This window comes from Kaistella yonginensis, from assembly GCF_030409525.1.
Classification (GTDB): domain Bacteria; phylum Bacteroidota; class Bacteroidia; order Flavobacteriales; family Weeksellaceae; genus Kaistella; species Kaistella yonginensis.
This window is the reverse complement of the sequence record NZ_JAUFQB010000063.1, coordinates 133,908-151,443: the sequence shown is the minus strand read 5'-3', so window position 1 is coordinate 151,443 and position 17,536 is coordinate 133,908. Positions and strand designations below refer to the sequence as shown.

Below are 17,536 nucleotides of genomic sequence, written 5' to 3'. Positions count from 1 at the left end.
ACATAGAAATTATGAAAAAAATATTTTTAACTGCAATGATTGCGGTTTTCGGAGTGGCAAATGCACAATCAGATGCATTTAGAGGAACAAATGATATGCGTTATCAAATTGGGGTTAACCTTCAAGATGGTGGAACCGGTGTAATGACTTCTTTGGATTACGGTTTGGGCGAAAGTTTCTCTATTGGTGCACAGGCAGGATATTTATTAGGTGCTAAAGAAATTGACGCATTAGGCAAGCCTTCTTTTGGTGACCGTTTCGACATCAAAGCAAGATTCAATGCAAACCTAGGAAGCGTCTTAGGATTGCCACAAAATATCGATGTTTATCCTGGTCTTAATCTAGGTTTGAAAAACTTCGGAGGTCATATTGGCACGAGGGTGTTTTTCGATAAAGGTTTCGGCCTTTTTGCAGAGGCTCAATTTCCTTTTGCAAAATATGATGAAAAAGACAAAGTTTATAATAATTTAAACAATCAGTTTCAAATGAATGTGGGTGTTTCTTTTGATATTTCAAAAAAATAAGAAACCTATTTGATCTAGAAAAAACCTCGGCTTTCGTCGAGGTTTTTCTTTACCTATTGGCAATCATTCACTTGGCTACTTCTAATTTTGTCTTGGCTTCTGTTTTAAGCTTCTGCCAAAGGTGAATGTTTTTTGATTAATTCCTGCTGAACATTTGGCGGCACCAATTGGTAATCGGCAAACTTCATGGTGAATTTTGCACGTCCACCTGTGATAGACCGTAAGCTAGAACCGTAATCATGGAGTGCTGCGAGCGGAATATCAGATAAAATTTTTTGATAATGTCCTTCGGAATCCATGCCCGAAATTATGGCACGTCTTGTTTGTAAATCGCCCATAACATCGCCTGTGTCTTCATCTGGACAAAGAATTTCTACGGAATACATCGGTTCTAAAAGCTGCGGTTTAGCCTGATGGAATGCTTCTTTAAAAGCACCAGATGCCGCCAGTTGGAAGGAAATATCGTTGGAATCTACACTATGCATTTTCCCATCATAAATAATAACCCTGATGTTCTGGCAACGAGAACCGGTCAATGGACCTTCATTCATCTGCTGCATAATTCCTTTTTTAATGGCACCGATGTAGCGGTTATCAATCGTACCACCCACGATACACCAGTAGAAGGCGAGTTTGCCACCCCACGGTAGGTCTTCAATTTCTTTTTGTCGGATATTGAAACCGGATGGCTCCTCCATTCCCTCGTAGAAATTTTCAACCCTCATGTGAATTTCTCCAAACTGACCAGAACCGCCAGATTGTTTTTTGTGTCGATAATCTGCATCAGCAGCTCCTGTAATGGTTTCGCGATAAGAAATTTTTGGTTCGGCAAAATTCATTTTCACACCAAAATCATCTTGTAGTCTTTCTTTCACCAAGTCGAGGTGAAGTTGCCCCTGTCCATGAAGAATTGTTTGTTTGAGCTCTGCAGATTGTTCTACTTTCAGCGTAGGGTCTTCTTCTTGAATTTTATGCAATGCCGTCACCAGTTTTTCCATGTCGGCAGCTGCATCGGTAAATATTGCTTTTCTGATCCGGCTTTCTGGGAATTCCATCGGGCGGACCTTTCGGTTGAGCCCTTTTGTATTGAGCGTATGATTCGAACGGGCAAATTTCAGTTTCACGGTAACGCCTAGATCACCTGCAACCAATTCATCAACCGGAATTCGGTCTTTGCCTTCGGCCACAAATAATTGCGAAATACGTTCTGTTTCACCATTTTCTGCATTCACCAGTTCATCACCTGGTTTTACTTTCCCACTTAAAACTTTAAAATAAGAAACCATTCCCACTTGCGGTTCCGAAATTGTTTTGTAAATAAAAAGGGTTGTTTTGTCATCGGAATTATAAGAAACTTCGTCGCCATTTTCTAGTTTTCTAGCTGGTCTTTCCGCAGGAGAAGGTGCGATATCATCTAAGAACCCCATCAATCTGCCGCTTCCCATATCTTTTATACCACTGGTAATAAATACGGGAAAGAATTGTTGTTTTGCTAAAGCGAGCGTAATTCCTTGGGCTAAATCTTCTTCAGAAAGTGTTCCTTCTTCGAAATATTTTTCCATTAAGCCTTCTTCATTTTCTGCGGCAATCTCTACCAGTGCGTTGTGCATTTGGTTGGCTTTTTCTATTTCGCTAGCTGGAATAGGTTTTTTCTCTGGTTTACCACCATCTGCTGGAAACTCGTACATAATCATTCTTAAAGCATCGATAATCGCATTGAAATTTGGGCCAGAATTATACGGATATTGGATGGGAAGAAGTTTGCTGCCAAATCGTTCTTTGGCTTGGTCTAAAGTTTTGTCGTAATCCGCCTTGGGATGATCCATTTGATTGATGACAAAAATTGCTGGAGTTTGGTATTTTTCAACATATTCCCAAACGAGTTCGGTTCCTACTTCGACGCCATTTGCTGCATTGAGGACGATAATCGCGGTGTCTGCAACTTTTAGAGAAGAGACCACTTCGCCGATAAAATCATCAAATCCTGGTGTATCAATCATATTGATTTTATTGTTCCGCCAGTTAACGAACATTTGATGTGAAAAAAGGGTTTTCCCTTTTTCATGTTCCAAATCAGTATTGTCGCTCACCGTGTTTTGCCCTTCTATACTACCACGGCGCTTAATCGCCCCGCCCTCGTACAACATGGTTTCAATCAATGTAGTTTTGCCGCTGTCGGAATGTCCGAGCAAGACCACATTTCGTAAGTTTTTGGTATTAGCACTCATAATATTTGATTTTAGTAATTTACGGGTAATACTAAAAAGGAAATGACCAGCACTTGATTTTTAGGAATATAAAGTTACAAAAGATTTAGATTGGTTTTTAAGAAATACGTTGAGGAAAGGATGATATTTGACATTATGAATTTGCCCGGATTTTAATAAATTGAGGGTAGATGGTAGAATTTTGAAGGTAGAAAATACCCTTTGTTCTAGTCCCGATGGGAGTGGCATCCCACGAATTCGCGACTGCGATGAGTGGAAACAGCGGACAGCGGGTGAGGATTGGGTAAGTTGCAATTCGTTTGTTACTCCTGATTACGACGCATAAAAAAACCACCATAAAAGGTGGTTTTCTTGGAATATCAATTATTTAATTTATATTATTTGCAACGTTGTCATTAAAAACATCTTGTGATAAAACTCTTTTGGCAAATCTAAATCTAGGTCCCCAATAAGAATCATCCAGTGAGGAGATCATCACTCCTTTGGAAGTTGCGGCGTGAATAAATTTCACTTGGCCGTCATCTGTTATGCTTTCTACGATTCCTACGTGTGAGATTCTTCCTTTACCGTGTGAAAAGAAAACCAGGTCTCCTTTCTGAAGGTTGTTTTTTTCTACTTTCTCACCTTCTTGTGCTTGGGAAGCTGCAACTCTTGGTAGCGTCATGCCAGCACTTGCACCGAATACTGATAAAACGAAGGCAGAACAGTCAATTCCCCGTCTTGTCATTCCGCCATATCTATAAGGAGTTCCTAAATAGGTTTCGGCTTCGGTTAAAATATCATCTATTTTTTTTGAGAAACGAACTGCTTTTGCAATTTCCTCATTTTTAACAATATTCTCTAAACTCTTTCCTGTGGCAAATTGCTCATCTTTGAAGCTGCTCAATAGTTGGTCTTTTGCTAGTGCAAGTTTCTTATTATCTATCGAAGCTAGTTTGGCATTTGATTTGTATTCGTTAACGTAAGTTGTTGGCGTGGAAACTACATAGTTGGTAACACAAGATTGCATTGATAATGTAGCAAACACAGCGGCACAATAAAACAAAACTCTTTTCTTCATATATATTTGATTCTCCGTGTTAAAACGTAATATTTTCATTTAAAAAGCAATACAAAAGTAGGTATTACAGCAAAACTGAGGGTGAAAACACCCTAATCAGCCTAGCACTTTAACACATTTTAACAGTATTTTTAATAATGTTAAAAGAATAATCCCCGCAATCCCTTTATTTAAGGGGTTGCGATTTTAGTTCCATTAAGATTTGTTAACATTTATATTTTTAATCTATCAACTTTATTGAATTCTTCTATTGACTGAAAATTGAATTAAAATAATAAAGAAAAGCCCCATTTAATGGGGCTTCTCTAAGGATAGTTTGTTTAATGTTATTTTGTAAACAGTAATTCACGGTATTTTGTCATTGGCCATAATTCGTCATCCACCATCATTTCTAGTTCATCCGATGAGTTTCTAATGGTAGCAAAGAAAGGAATCACCTCTTCACAAAAAGACTCAGCCATTTCGCGCGATGAGTCCTTTGACTTCGCCTCGGCAATTGCCTTCAACAGATTTTCTACTCCTATTTTGATAATGCTTACGTGACCTGAAATGTCTCTAATCAAACTCATCTGCTCTTTGGCTAAGGTTTGAAACTCCTCATCGCCGAAGATTTCTTTCAATCCTTTTACATTTTCAATAAGACGGTTTTGATAATTAAGAGCGCAAGGAATAATATGATTTCTCGCAATATCGGCAAGCACTCTGGCTTCGATGGCAATTACGCTAGAATACTTCTCTAGTTTAATTTCATTTCTGGCTTCCATTTCGCGGTGGGTATAAATCCCAAGCTCTTCATACAATGCTATAAATTTTGGATCCAACTCTCTACTCAGTGCTTGTGGTGTTGTTTTCAGATTGTTCAATCCCCTCTTTGCAGCTTCAATAGCCCATTCTTCCGAATAACCATCTCCTTCAAACATGATGTTTTTCGAGACTTTAATATATTCCCGCAAGACATTAAAAATGGCTTCGTCTTTTTTTAAACCACTTTCTACCAGGGCATCAACTTCTACTTTGAACATTTTAAACTGCTTAGCAGCGATGGCATTCATAACAGTCATCACCTCGGCACAATTTGCAGAGGAGCCCACTGCTCTAATTTCAAATTTATTTCCCGTAAAAGCAAAAGGTGAAGTTCTGTTTCTGTCGGTATTGTCGAGTAAAATATTCGGAATTTTCCCAACAACATTCAGCTTCAAATCTGTTTTTTCTTCTGGGGATAGTTTTCCGTCTTTTACTTTTTCAAGTTCTTCTAACACACCGAATAGCTGAGAGCCGATGAAAGCAGAAATTATCGCAGGCGGCGCTTCATTCGCACCCAAACGGTGATCGTTTCCGGCAGAAGCAATACTTACCCGTAATAAATCTGCATAATCATGAACTGCTTTGAGGGTATTGACGAAAAAAGTTAAAAACTGTAAATTCTTTTTAGGATTCTTGCCTGGGCTCAACAGGTTCTCGCCGGTATCGGTGGCCAAACTCCAGTTATTATGTTTTCCACTTCCGTTTACTCCGGCAAATGGTTTCTCGTGAAATAAAATATGAAAATGATGTTTGTGTGCGACCCTCGCCATTAGATCCATTAATAATGAATTATGGTCAACCGCCACATTTACCTCTTCAAACATCGGTGCCAATTCAAATTGATTGGGAGCCACTTCATTATGCCGAGTAGTTACGGGAATACCTAATTGAATTGATTTAATTTCTAATTCTTTCATGAAGTTCATGACTCTGGTAGGAATCGACCCAAAATAATGATCATCTAATTGTTGACCTTTAGCTGGTGAATGTCCCAAAAGGGTTTTTCCTGTAATTACTAAATCTGGTCGGGACTGGTATAAGGCAGAATCAACCAAGAAATACTCCTGTTCCCACCCTAAGGTTGGACTTACTTTGGTTACATTTTTGTCAAAATAAGAGCGACAAATATCCGTGGCCGCTTCGTCAACTGCATGTAAAGCTCGCAATAATGGTGCTTTATAATCCAGTGTTTCCCCTGTGTAGGAAATGAAGATAGAAGGAATACAGAGCGTAGTTCCCATGATAAAAGCCGGCGAAGTAGGATCCCAAGCGGTATAGCCACGTGCTTCAAAAGTATTTCTGATCCCTCCGTTAGGAAATGATGACGCATCGGGTTCTTGCTGAATCAGCATCCCGCCCGAAAACCTTTCTATAGCGCGATCACTTTCAAAGGGAGTAAAGAAAGAATCATGTTTTTCGGCAGTAGAACCTGTTAACGGTTGAAACCAGTGTGTATAATGAGTAACCCCTTTGCTCAGAGACCAATCTTTCATCGCTACGGCAATTTGATCAGCAACATCCCGTTGAATTTTCACGCCGCTTTTAATGGCGTTTTGAATGGAGGCAAATGCTTCATGCGTTAAATACTCCCTCATCGTTTCTTCTGAAAAAACGTTTTCACAAAAAAGAGAAGATAATTTTGCCGGAACTTCGACCGCATTTTCTTTTCTATAATCTTTTTGAGAAAGCAATTCTAGCGCTTTAAATCTTAAATTTGACATTTGATGTTGTTTTTGATGGGGTAAAAGTACAAAAAATATAAAAACGAAATAAAAATACCTCAAAAATTATGGGGTCATAGATAAAAAAAATTAAACAACAAAAGACAATTCACTTTCACTATAATTAAAACATTTGTGATTTTATTGATTTAAAAGGAAATACATCTCAAATAAAAAAGCAAATAAACAGTTAAAAATGGTCATTGTAAACCACCGATTAAGAAATTATTAAATATAAAGACCATCTAATGAGGAATGTATAAATCAGAACTAATTCCTTATATTTGTATGAAATTTTACACTATGGTAAATTCAAGAGCTAGAGAAACCACCGAAGCTATCGAGCGACTGTATGTTTCTATGCGTCATTTATTCTATCGCGGTTTTTTCAAACCAGCCGGGATCTCAGGAGAAAGTCTTCGATCCCTACTTACAACAATCAACCCAGAAATTTATGGAACGATGGGAGTTCCTAACAAAATAGAGTTAGACGGACTTCTTTATGTTTTGGATCGACTCCCAGAAGGAATTGAGGAATGCTCGTTCATTCACCTTACCTCTGATGAAGGCTTTGACAAAGGAAGTTTCGAAGTGATCGTTCCTAAAAAGAGAAGAAGAAATTGTTATCGTATTGATGAACATCAAATGAACATTGAAGTTCTGTTGGGCCGTTCAGAAATCTACGATATCCTCACGCACCTTACCTTCTTATATATAGAAGCTGATAAAATTCGCAAGCTGGCCTTTATTTCTGAACACGGCGATAAGCCGAGCAGAGCTTGGAAAATAATTGAAGAGGTTGCAACGGGTGAGAAAAAACTCAGCAGAAAAGAAAAAGAAGTTGCATTAATTCATCTTTCATCCCTATTGGGACGAACTTTTGATGAAACATTAAATGCTTATAACAGTTTCGGCGATGATCAAAATCCCGACCGATTATTCAAAATCATCTACCACTTGGGTGATGAAAGCTTTAATGACTATAAAAAAATAAGAGAAAGAGAAGTTCACTTTTCGGCAATTCTAAGAGAACGAGTAGGACATCACTTTTTTGGTGAAAAATGGGCGAATAAAGTAAAACAGGTTTTAGCAGAAAACAATCTGCATATGAGACCTTTACACATTATTTCCGCCAATATGCACTCGGTGAAAAACATGCTTTACGCAAACGATTCTATTGGGAAAAAAGTTACGAAAAACGTAGATTACAAGATGTACGAAGAAATTTCTAACAAGAAATCCTTGCAGGAAAAAATACTCGCTCACTCCCAAGAAGCAGGTTTGATTTATATCGACGATCAAAGCGGAAGTAATATTGACGTTCAGATTATCGATTTGTCTAAAACCGATTTAAAGAACACGCCCTTTGCAGGAATGAAATATGGCGGAGATGACGTGATTATGGTTTTTGACTATGCCTTTGGTGAACAAGCTTATGAAGTGATGGATGAACTTTTACGCCCGTATGACTTCAATGGTGAAATCTATACCATGAAGGTGAAATCAATTTCAATTATGGGGAAAGCCGGAATTTTGATGGGCGGAAAAGGAGACATTATGATACCAACCTCTCATGTCTTTGAAGGAACGGCAGACAATTATCCATTTGAAAATGCGCTAAAATTAGCGGATTTTGAGGATGATGAATTACAAGCCTTCGAAGGTGGAATGGTTACTGTTCTCGGGACTTCGCTTCAAAATAAAGATATTCTTAAATATTTTATGGAAACTTCCTGGAAAGCGATCGGGCTGGAAATGGAAGGAGCACATTATCAAAAAGCCATTCAGGTTGCTTCCAAAATTCGTCATCATATCTCCGAAGATCTATTCGTGATGTACGCTTATTACGCGTCAGACAATCCGTTGGAAACGGGTTCTACCCTTTCTTCCGGCGGTTTAGGACTAACTGGTGTGAAGCCAACCTATCTGATTACATTGAGAATTTTAGAGAAAATTTTAGCAAGCGGAATGGTTTCTAAAAAATAAACCCAAACCCTTTTAGCGCTATCGAGCTGAAAGGGTTTTTTTTGCCATAAAACAGTCTATAAATACAAAAATTCTTATCTTTCCCTTTCAAAATTAAAAATACTATGAACAAAGGGTTTTTTATTATTCTAACTTTATTTTTCGGCTTGCTATCTGCGCAAAAGAATGCCTATTCTCAACAACATGCCAAATACAAAATGGATATTGATGTTGATGCAAAAAACTACACCTACGAGGGAAAGCAAACATTAACCTACACCAACAATTCACCCGATGAATTAAATGTTGTTTATTTTCACCTCTATTGGAATGCATTTAAACCAGGTTCCATGATGGATCAAAGAGTGACGAGCCAAGGAAAGAATGGCGATTCAAGGTTACAAATAAATGGTGTTTCAACTTTAGCTTCTATTCCAAAAGATGAAGAAGGTGCTCAAAATATTCACTGGATTAAACAAAATGGAAAAGATCTGAAGTTCGAAATTCAGGAAACCATCATGAAAGTGTATTTAAATTCGCCGCTTAAAGCGAATTCATCAACCTTATTTACGATGGAGTGGGATGCCGTAATTCCCATGCAGATTCGCCGTGCAGGTAGAAATAACCGAGAAGGAATTGACATGACGGTCACGCAGTGGTATCCTAAAATTGCAGAGTATGATTATGATGGTTGGGCCACTTTCGATTATATTGGAAGAGAATTTCACGCACCGTTTTCTGATTATGAAGTGAACATAAAAATCGATAAAAATTATGTGATTGGCGCAGGAGGAACATTAGAAAATCCTTTGGAAGTAAAAGGTTATGATCCAAAAGCCACCCTTAAGACGGATAAAAACAACAAAACAACTTGGAAATGGACCGCGAAAAATTTACTGGATTTTGCCTGGGCTGCCGATCGTGATTATACGGTGGATTCCTTTGTTGTTCTGAATGGACCAAAAGTATATTACGTTTATCAAAAATCTGAAAAGACCAAATATTGGGAAGAATCAAAACCTTTTGTAACCCAATTTTTTCAAATAATGAATGCGACATTCGGAAGGTATGTATATCCCTCGTACTCCTTTATTCAAGGTGGAGACGGAGGGATGGAATATGGGATGTGTACCATGATGCTGGGAGAAGCAAGAACTTTAGACGGATTAGTTGGGTTAATGGTTCACGAAGGCGGTCATTCTTACAATCAACAAATCATGGCCTACAATGAAAGCATGCGACCTTGGATGGATGAAGGTTTCACCAGCTATTATGATGATATTATCATGCATCAGTTATTCCCCCCAAAATCACCACAAGCCAATCCATTTACCACCAGTATCGATCGTTACAGAAATTTTGTAAAGAGAGGAATTGAAGAACCTGCCGGTTGGCTGGGAGATCATCACGACAATGGCAACGCCTATTCATTTGCAACCTACTACAAAGGGGAACTTTTTTTAGTGCAGTTGGGTTATATCATGGGTGAGCAGAATTTGGCCTTGGTGATGAGAACATTTTATAACGAATGGAATTTGAAACATCCAACCGATAGAGATTTCATGAATATTGCACAGAAAATTTCGGGTATGGATTTAAAATGGTTTCATCATTACTGGATTAATACGACGAAAACAATTGATTATGGAATTAAAGAGGTAAAATATGATGAAAATTCTACAACCATCACATTGGAAAACAAAGGGACAATTCCCATGCCTATTGATTTCTCCATATTAACAGCGGATAAAAAAGTAGTAAATTTTCAAATTCCTTTGAATATGACCCAAACTTGGAAATCGAAAGACATTTACGGTGATTTCAAAACAATTCCCTACTGGCCGTGGACTCAGAAAGAATATACCTTAACCATTCCATACAGCAAATCACAGATTTCTGCATTGGGTATTGATTTCTCTCAAAGATTAGCCGATGTGAATTTGGAAGATAATTTGGTAGAAGTGAAATAAAGAGCCAAGGAAAAAGTTAGAAGAGCCATTTGGAGTTAATTTGAGATTTGTCCACGAGTTAAAGGTGAATTAAATCGCTCATGTAAAGTATGCTTAAAATTTTGCAGTTCCTATTAAATATAGGGATTTTAATAGTTCTTCGAATAGATTTTTTTCTCCGTTAAAAATTCCGTTTTACTTCCGTCCCCAGTTCTAAACAAAGTTTTGATGGTCGTTTTTTTATGGTCTGCACTCGGAAGAAAACAAACAAAGTGCAAATGCGGACCATTGCTCCAACCTGTATTTCCACTGATTCCGATGGTATCACCTTGTTTTACGGTATCTCCAATTTTCACCAAAACTCCATTTTGTTTTAAATGATAATATTGCGCAATAGTTCCATCGGAATGTAAAACACTGATATAGTTTCCAAAATTCGCGCAACTTTCGGTTGCGCAACCTCTATTATTTACATGCACCTCATCGATCACCAATCCATCTCTCGCTGCAACAATCTCCGTTCCTATTGGCATCACGAAATCTAAAGCGTTTTCATTTCGGTGAGAAAAATTTCCGTTATATCCTTGCCAAACTTCAAAAGATTTTCCTTTTTTAAAGGGTAAATCATATTTATAATTCGCATCATACGACTTTATAGAAACATCACCGAGATAGGAAAAATAACTTGGCATCTTCTTTATTCCCCATTTTTTAGTTTTATCGATTTTTACAAAAATTGCAACTTTATTCCTTGTCGTTTTTGGTGACAATATCTGCGTGGTTCTAAACGTTTCTGCATTCCTCATATTTTCTAATTCTGGCTGACCTGAAAACACGATAGAAACAGGGTAAACATCTGGGTTATCTGCGTAATAACTGATAGTATCACTTTTATTCTCAAAAAACATTTTAATGTTTTTCTGAGAATAACCGAGTATAAATTGAAAAATAAAAGTAAAAATAAATATTTTTTTCATGGCAATTTGGCTGTCTTTTTAAAATTAAATTTGTCAAAAATAAGAGTTTTGTTTAATAAAGCAAGTAATAATTCATCGTGTTTTGTTATATTCACAAAACATTTATTAGCAAAGATAAAATGAACTTTTTAAATTGTTTGCAGAATCACATTTATAGAATCGTTTTTTAACCGAATAAATTTTGAATGCAAGGTTTTAAAATTAAATAAAATTATTTTTCATGAACTCCATCGTCATTAATATAGGAAATACCAACATCAGATTCGGATTATTTGATGGTGATAATTGTGATATATCCTGGATTTTAAATACCAAACCGTACCGTACCAGCGACGAACTGCAAATGCAGTTTATGATGATGTATCAGACCCATAAAATCGAAGCAGTAAAGATTGAAAAAATTATTATTGGTTCTGTAGTCCCACAATTAACCCACGATATTGCCAGAGCGATTAAAAAAATTCATGGCAAAAACCCAATCATCGTCGATCGAGCTACGAAATCTGGAGTACAGCCAAAATCAAAACAAATGGGTACCGATATTTACGCAAATTTGGTCGCTGCACATCACCTCTATCCTTCTACAAAAAAGAAAATTATTTTTGATTTCGGTACCGCGTTGACAGCCAGCTGCATAGACCAAAGTGGCGAAACTCTGGGTGTGATTATCGCTCCGGGAATTATTACCGCACTCAACTCCTTAATTCACGACACCGCACAATTGCCGGAAATAGAATTGGTAAAACCCAAAACCGTTCTCGGTCTCGACACGGTTTCTTGTATGCAAAGCGGGATGGTTTACGGATATTTGGGCATGGTCGAAGGATTTGTAGACCGCATCAATGAAGAGGTAAAAGACGAGTGCTTCGTCATCGCAACTGGTGGAGTTTCACATGTTTACAAACCATTAACGGAGAAAATTCACATTGCAGATCGCCTTCATACTTTAAAAGGATTGTATTATTTGGGCAAAGGTTTGTAAAATCTTCATTAAATTATAGAAAGTATGTTGCTATTTCCACTCGTTTACAATTTCAGATTTATTCTGAAAATTAGAAGCATAACAACTGAATCTCGCTTTGATGAGCGTTTTTCTTCCTGCTGTATTTTGGGTGAAAAATAACTGAGCATTTCCGACCCGATTATTCCATTCTTTAAGGAAAAACGCTGCGTTTTTTTTATTTCTGCCAAGGATTTCAGGAACTGCGTGATAGTCTTTTTTAAAGAGAAAAAACAAAAATCGATCTTGTCTGAAAAGTACATATCTTGGTTTATCAATGGGTGATACCAATTCTTGTAAAGCATGAAGAAAAACGCTGTTTTCCTGAGTAGTTGCGTTTTTAAGATTACAAATTACCAATCCATTTTCATCGGATTCTGTTTCTACCAGAATTTTTTTATCATTTTTGATGGCTCCTTCAAATTGTAAACTTTTCAAAAGTGAAGTTCCAATATTTAAAAAATCTTTGCTGATGTTTTGATAACGCCACCACAATTTTACTGCTTTGAAAGAATACCCACCGAAAACGAAGACCCCAACTAAACCAAAAGTACTTAGTAAAAAACCCAATTCTCGAAGCGTGGTAATGTTCCTCAAATTATTTAAAAAACTAGAAATCGCTTGTCCACCAAATCCTAAAACCCCTGAAAACAAAGTAAGCAAAACATTTTTTACCGTTTTGTTGTAATAAAATTTTTTTGTTCTGATAAACGAAGTATTTTCAGAAAAAGGGATTTTTATTTCTTCAACCATATGGGTTCCGCTTGCAATTGCGAAATCCCATCTTTTTTGTAGATTTTGTCGTTCAGAAGCCACTCTAAATGTTTCGTTATTGATTTTCCAAATATCATTAAAACTGAAAAAATTCATTTTAAAACGAACCCTGTCAAATGAATTCTGAATAATGGGAAATTGCGAATAATCAATTCCTACAAAACTTTTGAATCGCCTTTTCATTACTAAAAAATCTTCGCCGAAATTTTCATCAATCGGATTGAGACATACCAAATGCCAAATATTTGCTGTTTTTTCGGGGTTAGCATTCTCTGTTCGTATCGCTCTACCACGCATTTGATTCGATAAAACGAAAGATCCAACGAAGCTTGCTAAGATTAAAGAATTAATACAAGGAGCGTCCCAACCTTCACCGAGTAGGGATTTTGTGTCTATAATAATTTCAATTTTTCCTTCAGTAAAAATCTCCGTAACAATCGCTACTATTTGATTGTTTAAAAAAGTGTTTTGGTGGAATTGAAAATAATTCGCATCAAAGCTTACATCTATAAACTCTAAATTTTCTGTTTTTCGCAGCTTTGCTTTTTCCAAAAAAAAACCTTTGCACTCTTTTGGAAGAATTACAACAGACCCGGCAAGAACTGCAATTTTTTTTCTGGCGGAGTTTTCTCGTCGGAGCTTTTCGAAAATAGACAAAACCCCAATTCTTTTTAGTTCGATCTCGTTCGTAACCGAATTACTTAAATATTCATTCCTAATGTAATCCGTCAATATGACCAAACGAAGTTTTTCTTGCAACTTCTTATGTTCGAAATCTACGATTTCTTTGATGGAATTTAATTTACTAATGCTATTAATCAATTTGGTATTTACACTTTCATTCCTCGAAAACTTAACTTTGTCATCATCTATAACGCCATTTCTTATCAATTTCTGTAAAAGCTGTTCTTTAAATTCAATAAGATGATTAAAGTATTTTTGGTCTTCAAATAAAATATAATTCAGCAATATTTCTGCCCATTCTTGATTAAAAGCGGGAATGTTTACAGACTCGTTTCCGATAATTTCTAAATGCTGATTTGAGATTTTGAAGTGATGGTTTTTCAGAAAAATAAGCACTGAAGAGTAGAAACCAATATTTTCGAATATCGCAGCTTCATTTTTTTCAGGATCAATAAAAAAGGGTAGTTTTTGTAATTCTGTAATGATTGCAGAATCATTGGAAATTTCATTAAAAATAGAATCCGACTTTTCTTTTTGTTTTTCAATGGCTTCATATTCTTCAACGCTTGGAAAACTATAATGGACAAAATCCTGATGTGGACACAGATTTTTCTCTAATAAAAGATCCGGAACAAAAATTTCTGCATCGATCGGCCCATTCAAATCAATATAATTTCGCCACTCTGCATAATCTACATCGTACGGCGGTGTTGCGGTTAAAGCAATTACTTTACAGTTGAGGTTTCCCTTCAGTTTCTGCAAAGATTTATACCATTCTTTTTTTAAATGATGAGCTTCATCAAAAAGAAGACAGTTCACCTGTTGCTTTTTTATTTTCTTTAAAATATCATTACAATCACCATCGGTTTTGGTTGCAGCATGCAACGCTTGATAAGTAGTAATTGTTAGAAATCCAGGGTTTCTAAGATCCGTAGAAATCCACTCTGGAACTTCGTTGGTCTTTAGAAAAAGTTCACAAAACCTTTCTATCCATTGATTTTTTATTGAAATTGTTGGTGCGAAAATAAGCGTTGGTTTGCCAACACGGCGCATTACCTCTAATCCTAAAATCGTTTTCCCAGAACCCGGAGGTGCAATTATGTGAAAATGATTATTCTTTAAATGAATGTGTAATTCATCTAAGAGTTCTTTTTGGTATTTCCTCCAAGAAAATTTGAAGTTGATATTTTCGGGAAAAAACTCCAACTTTATCTTCTATTCTTAAAAAATTCCTTCACGATCACCGAGCATTCATTTTCCATAATTCCGGTCATGATTTCGGTTTTCGGGTGAAGTTGTAAATTTTTATTGATGAAACCTCGTTGTTCGTCTCTGGCGCCGATTACGACTTTGGAAATTTGGCTCCAATTCAATGCGCCACAACACATTACACAAGGTTCTAAAGTGACATAAAGTGTACACTTTTGCAAATATTTACCGCCAAGATAATTAGCTGCAGAAGTGATTGCTTGCATTTCTGCATGTGCAGTTACGTCGTTTAAAGTTTCGGTAAGGTTATGTGCTTTTGCGATAATTCTGTTGTTGGATACAATGATGCAGCCAATGGGGACTTCCTCTTTTTCCAAGGCAATTTCGGCTTCTTGTAAAGCCATTTTCATGTAATATTCGTCGGTAAACATATATCATTTTTTGATTTTTGAAACTTGGCTCTCTTTACTTTTTTCATGGCTCTTTTATTAACTTAAAAAGAAAAGGTTCAGTACAAAACTAAACCTTTTCTTTTACTATTTCAAAAATTTTAGAAACGATAACCAATACCGAGCATTCCTTTTCCTGTGATTGGGGTGTCGTCATAGTCGTTGCTCATTCCAAATCTTCTGGCAATTCCGATACTTGCTTCAAATACAATATTTCGTCTGGCAACCCATTTTCCACCAAAACCAATTCCAGCGCCAATGGTGGTGTTTTTCTCATAGAAATAAGAGGACTGGTAATAACCGGGGCCAACGTAAGGAGTGTACACGTAATCATTTGACATGGTAATGGGAATAAAACCCTCCACAAAAAATCCCGCGGAATATTTTTTACCGAAATACATTCGGTAGTAAGGGGAAATCTGAGATTGTAACCCATCTCCCTCATTAGTATTGTCTAATAGCACGACTACATTAATACCAATGCCCGAATCTTTATTCAAAAGTCTTTCATATGAAATATTCAACGCTGGACTAGCGATCAATTCGATCGGGCTAATCATAATGTCATTTTGCCTTTCGGTAGTAGTTTCTTGTGCCTGAGCATTCATCGCAAAAACCAAGGAGGTAATCAGTAATAATTTCTTCATATTTTTTTTATCAAATATAAAATTAATAGTCATATAAAATTGATTTCCAGTCAATTTATTTTTGATATTCAAAATCCATGGCAACAGGTAATCTAAATCGATAACGAACTGCTGTACCATTGATGAATGCAGGCTCAAATTTTTCCGGAAGCAGATAAAGAGCGATCTCGGCCTGGCGGTTAAAGCTAAAATTATCCCCTTCTGCCTTGACTGAGCTAATTGATCCATCTTTTTCAACAACAAAAAGCAGATCTGTCCTCATTATCTTTTGGTCGGTCAAAATGGCATCGGTGTAGAACAAATCAATAATTTGCTTGCGCATGAGCTCGAAACCACCAGGATAGTTGGCATTATGGGTAAAACTAGCTTTGGGATGATTCATGCGAATGGTTGAATCATCGCGAAGTTGAAACCGATTTAAATCTTCGCGTATTTTTACACGAACCAACGCATAGACCAAGGCATTATTCTGAATGCTATCGAGTTTCACCATAAATTCTTGAAAATCGCTTTGTATGGCAACTTTATTTACAGAATTGAGCTCTTTATCGAACCGTTTTTTGAATTCTTTATTCAAGATCAACCGTTGATAATCATAAAATTTTTTGACTTGTTTAAACTCTTCATTCTGCTGTGCGAAGGAAAAAAAGAGAAAACACAAAAAAAATAAACTTAAGGATTTTTTGATCACGACCACGATATTAATAAAGTAAAAATAATTAAAAAAAACGAGTTCTTGTAAAAGTATACAATTTTGCAGCCCCGACTTGAGTGGAGCTCTTTTTTTACTTAACGAAGTGGTGTAAAAAAAAGCGGGAGTGGAGGGCGGATGAAGCTGCCCTAAGAAATGAAAGAATACAAAAAGTCCCGCTCACTACTGGGCGGGACTTTTTTATGTTTGGGTGTAGATTTATTCTGCACTTGTTTCTTCTGCTGCTGGAGCTTCTCCTTCTGCAGTTTCCTCTTCTTCATCATCTGCTGCACCACCTTTGGCTGCAGTTCTAGACATTTTAACAGCAACTACTACTGCATTGTCTGGATGCATGAAAGAAAATCCTTCGGCTTTGATGGCACCTACATAAAGTTTGCTACCAATCTTTAATGGGGTAACATCTACCACGATTTCGTCTGGCAAGTTTGCTGGGATTGCTTTTACTTTCAGTTTTCTGTAGGTCTGTCTCATTGCACCTCCGGCAACTACTCCTTTTGCACGTCCTGTTAGTCTTACCGGGACTTCCATCACTACTGGTTTATCATCTGACAACTGATAGAAATCAGCGTGTAAGATTTTGTCTGTTAATGGGTGGAATTGGATGTCCTGAAGTACGGCAGGAATGGTTTTTCCGTCAACCTCAATAGATACCGTGTGTGCTTCAGGAGTATAAACCAAACCTTTGAAAGATTTTTCTTCTGCAGAAAAATTTAAAGTTTCGGCACCTCCGTAAACAACACAAGGAACTAATTCAGCATCACGTAAGGCTTTAGTAGACTTCTTGCCCACGCTTTCTCTTTTTGTACCTTGAATTGTAATTGATTTCATTATAA

Annotated in this window: 13 protein-coding genes; 4 read left to right on the top strand and 9 right to left on the bottom strand. The window is 36.8% G+C overall.

Going from position 1 to position 17,536, the window contains the following annotated elements; all coding sequences use genetic code 11:
• The first annotated feature begins 11 nt into the window (after window positions 1–11).
• Window positions 12–524, top strand: coding sequence for a DUF6646 family protein (locus QWY78_RS14710; protein WP_290221284.1), 513 nt, complete (start codon window positions 12–14; stop codon window positions 522–524).
• Window positions 525–628: 104 nt separating this feature from the next.
• Here QWY78_RS14710 and QWY78_RS14705 read toward each other — a convergent pair whose 3' ends face one another.
• The 3 genes from QWY78_RS14705 to QWY78_RS14695 form a co-directional block, all read right to left on the bottom strand.
• Window positions 629–2,752 (bottom strand): elongation factor G, encoded by a 2,124-nt coding sequence (locus QWY78_RS14705; protein WP_290221282.1) that lies wholly within the window; start codon window positions 2,750–2,752, stop codon window positions 629–631.
• A gap of 367 nt (window positions 2,753–3,119) precedes the next feature.
• Window positions 3,120–3,812, bottom strand: coding sequence for a C40 family peptidase (locus QWY78_RS14700; protein ID WP_290221279.1), 693 nt, complete (start codon window positions 3,810–3,812; stop codon window positions 3,120–3,122).
• Between the two features lie 326 nt (window positions 3,813–4,138).
• Window positions 4,139–6,337 carry a glutamine synthetase III family protein gene (locus QWY78_RS14695; protein ID WP_290221276.1) on the bottom strand — a complete coding sequence of 733 codons (2,199 nt, stop codon included), beginning with the start codon at window positions 6,335–6,337 and terminating at the stop codon, window positions 4,139–4,141.
• 303 nt (window positions 6,338–6,640) lie between these two features.
• Between QWY78_RS14695 and QWY78_RS14690 the strand changes: the two genes are divergently transcribed.
• Together QWY78_RS14690 and QWY78_RS14685 are read left to right on the top strand one after the other, a co-directional pair.
• Window positions 6,641–8,323: a DUF6909 family protein gene (locus QWY78_RS14690; protein ID WP_290221273.1), complete on the top strand. Its 1,683-nt coding sequence runs from the start codon at window positions 6,641–6,643 to the stop codon at window positions 8,321–8,323.
• Between the two features lie 104 nt (window positions 8,324–8,427).
• Window positions 8,428–10,272: a M1 family metallopeptidase gene (locus QWY78_RS14685; RefSeq protein WP_290221271.1), complete on the top strand. Its 1,845-nt coding sequence runs from the start codon at window positions 8,428–8,430 to the stop codon at window positions 10,270–10,272.
• A 128-nt stretch (window positions 10,273–10,400) separates the two neighbouring features.
• On the opposite strand, the gene QWY78_RS14680 is transcribed toward QWY78_RS14685, so the two are convergent.
• Window positions 10,401–11,228, bottom strand: coding sequence for a M23 family metallopeptidase (locus QWY78_RS14680; RefSeq protein ID WP_290221269.1), 828 nt, complete (start codon window positions 11,226–11,228; stop codon window positions 10,401–10,403).
• A 220-nt stretch (window positions 11,229–11,448) separates the two neighbouring features.
• On the opposite strand from QWY78_RS14680, the gene QWY78_RS14675 reads away from it, so the two are divergent.
• Window positions 11,449–12,210 (top strand): type III pantothenate kinase, encoded by a 762-nt coding sequence (locus QWY78_RS14675; protein WP_290221267.1) that lies wholly within the window; start codon window positions 11,449–11,451, stop codon window positions 12,208–12,210.
• Between the two features lie 30 nt (window positions 12,211–12,240).
• On the opposite strand, the gene QWY78_RS14670 is transcribed toward QWY78_RS14675, so the two are convergent.
• From QWY78_RS14670 to QWY78_RS14650, 5 genes are all read right to left on the bottom strand, one after another.
• A complete protein-coding gene (locus tag QWY78_RS14670; protein ID WP_290221265.1) occupies window positions 12,241–14,892 on the bottom strand; it encodes a DEAD/DEAH box helicase family protein in 2,652 nt (883 codons plus the stop codon).
• Between the two features lie 2 nt (window positions 14,893–14,894).
• Window positions 14,895–15,326 (bottom strand): nucleoside deaminase, encoded by a 432-nt coding sequence (locus tag QWY78_RS14665; RefSeq protein ID WP_290221263.1) that lies wholly within the window; start codon window positions 15,324–15,326, stop codon window positions 14,895–14,897.
• A 119-nt stretch (window positions 15,327–15,445) separates the two neighbouring features.
• Window positions 15,446–15,991, bottom strand: coding sequence for a DUF3575 domain-containing protein (locus QWY78_RS14660; RefSeq protein WP_290221261.1), 546 nt, complete (start codon window positions 15,989–15,991; stop codon window positions 15,446–15,448).
• Between the two features lie 55 nt (window positions 15,992–16,046).
• Window positions 16,047–16,652 (bottom strand): energy transducer TonB, encoded by a 606-nt coding sequence (locus QWY78_RS14655; protein ID WP_290221260.1) that lies wholly within the window; start codon window positions 16,650–16,652, stop codon window positions 16,047–16,049.
• A gap of 249 nt (window positions 16,653–16,901) precedes the next feature.
• Window positions 16,902–17,531, bottom strand: a complete 630-nt coding sequence (locus QWY78_RS14650; protein ID WP_290221258.1) for a 50S ribosomal protein L25/general stress protein Ctc — start codon at window positions 17,529–17,531, stop codon at window positions 16,902–16,904.
• Between the last annotated feature and the right edge of the window lie 5 nt (window positions 17,532–17,536).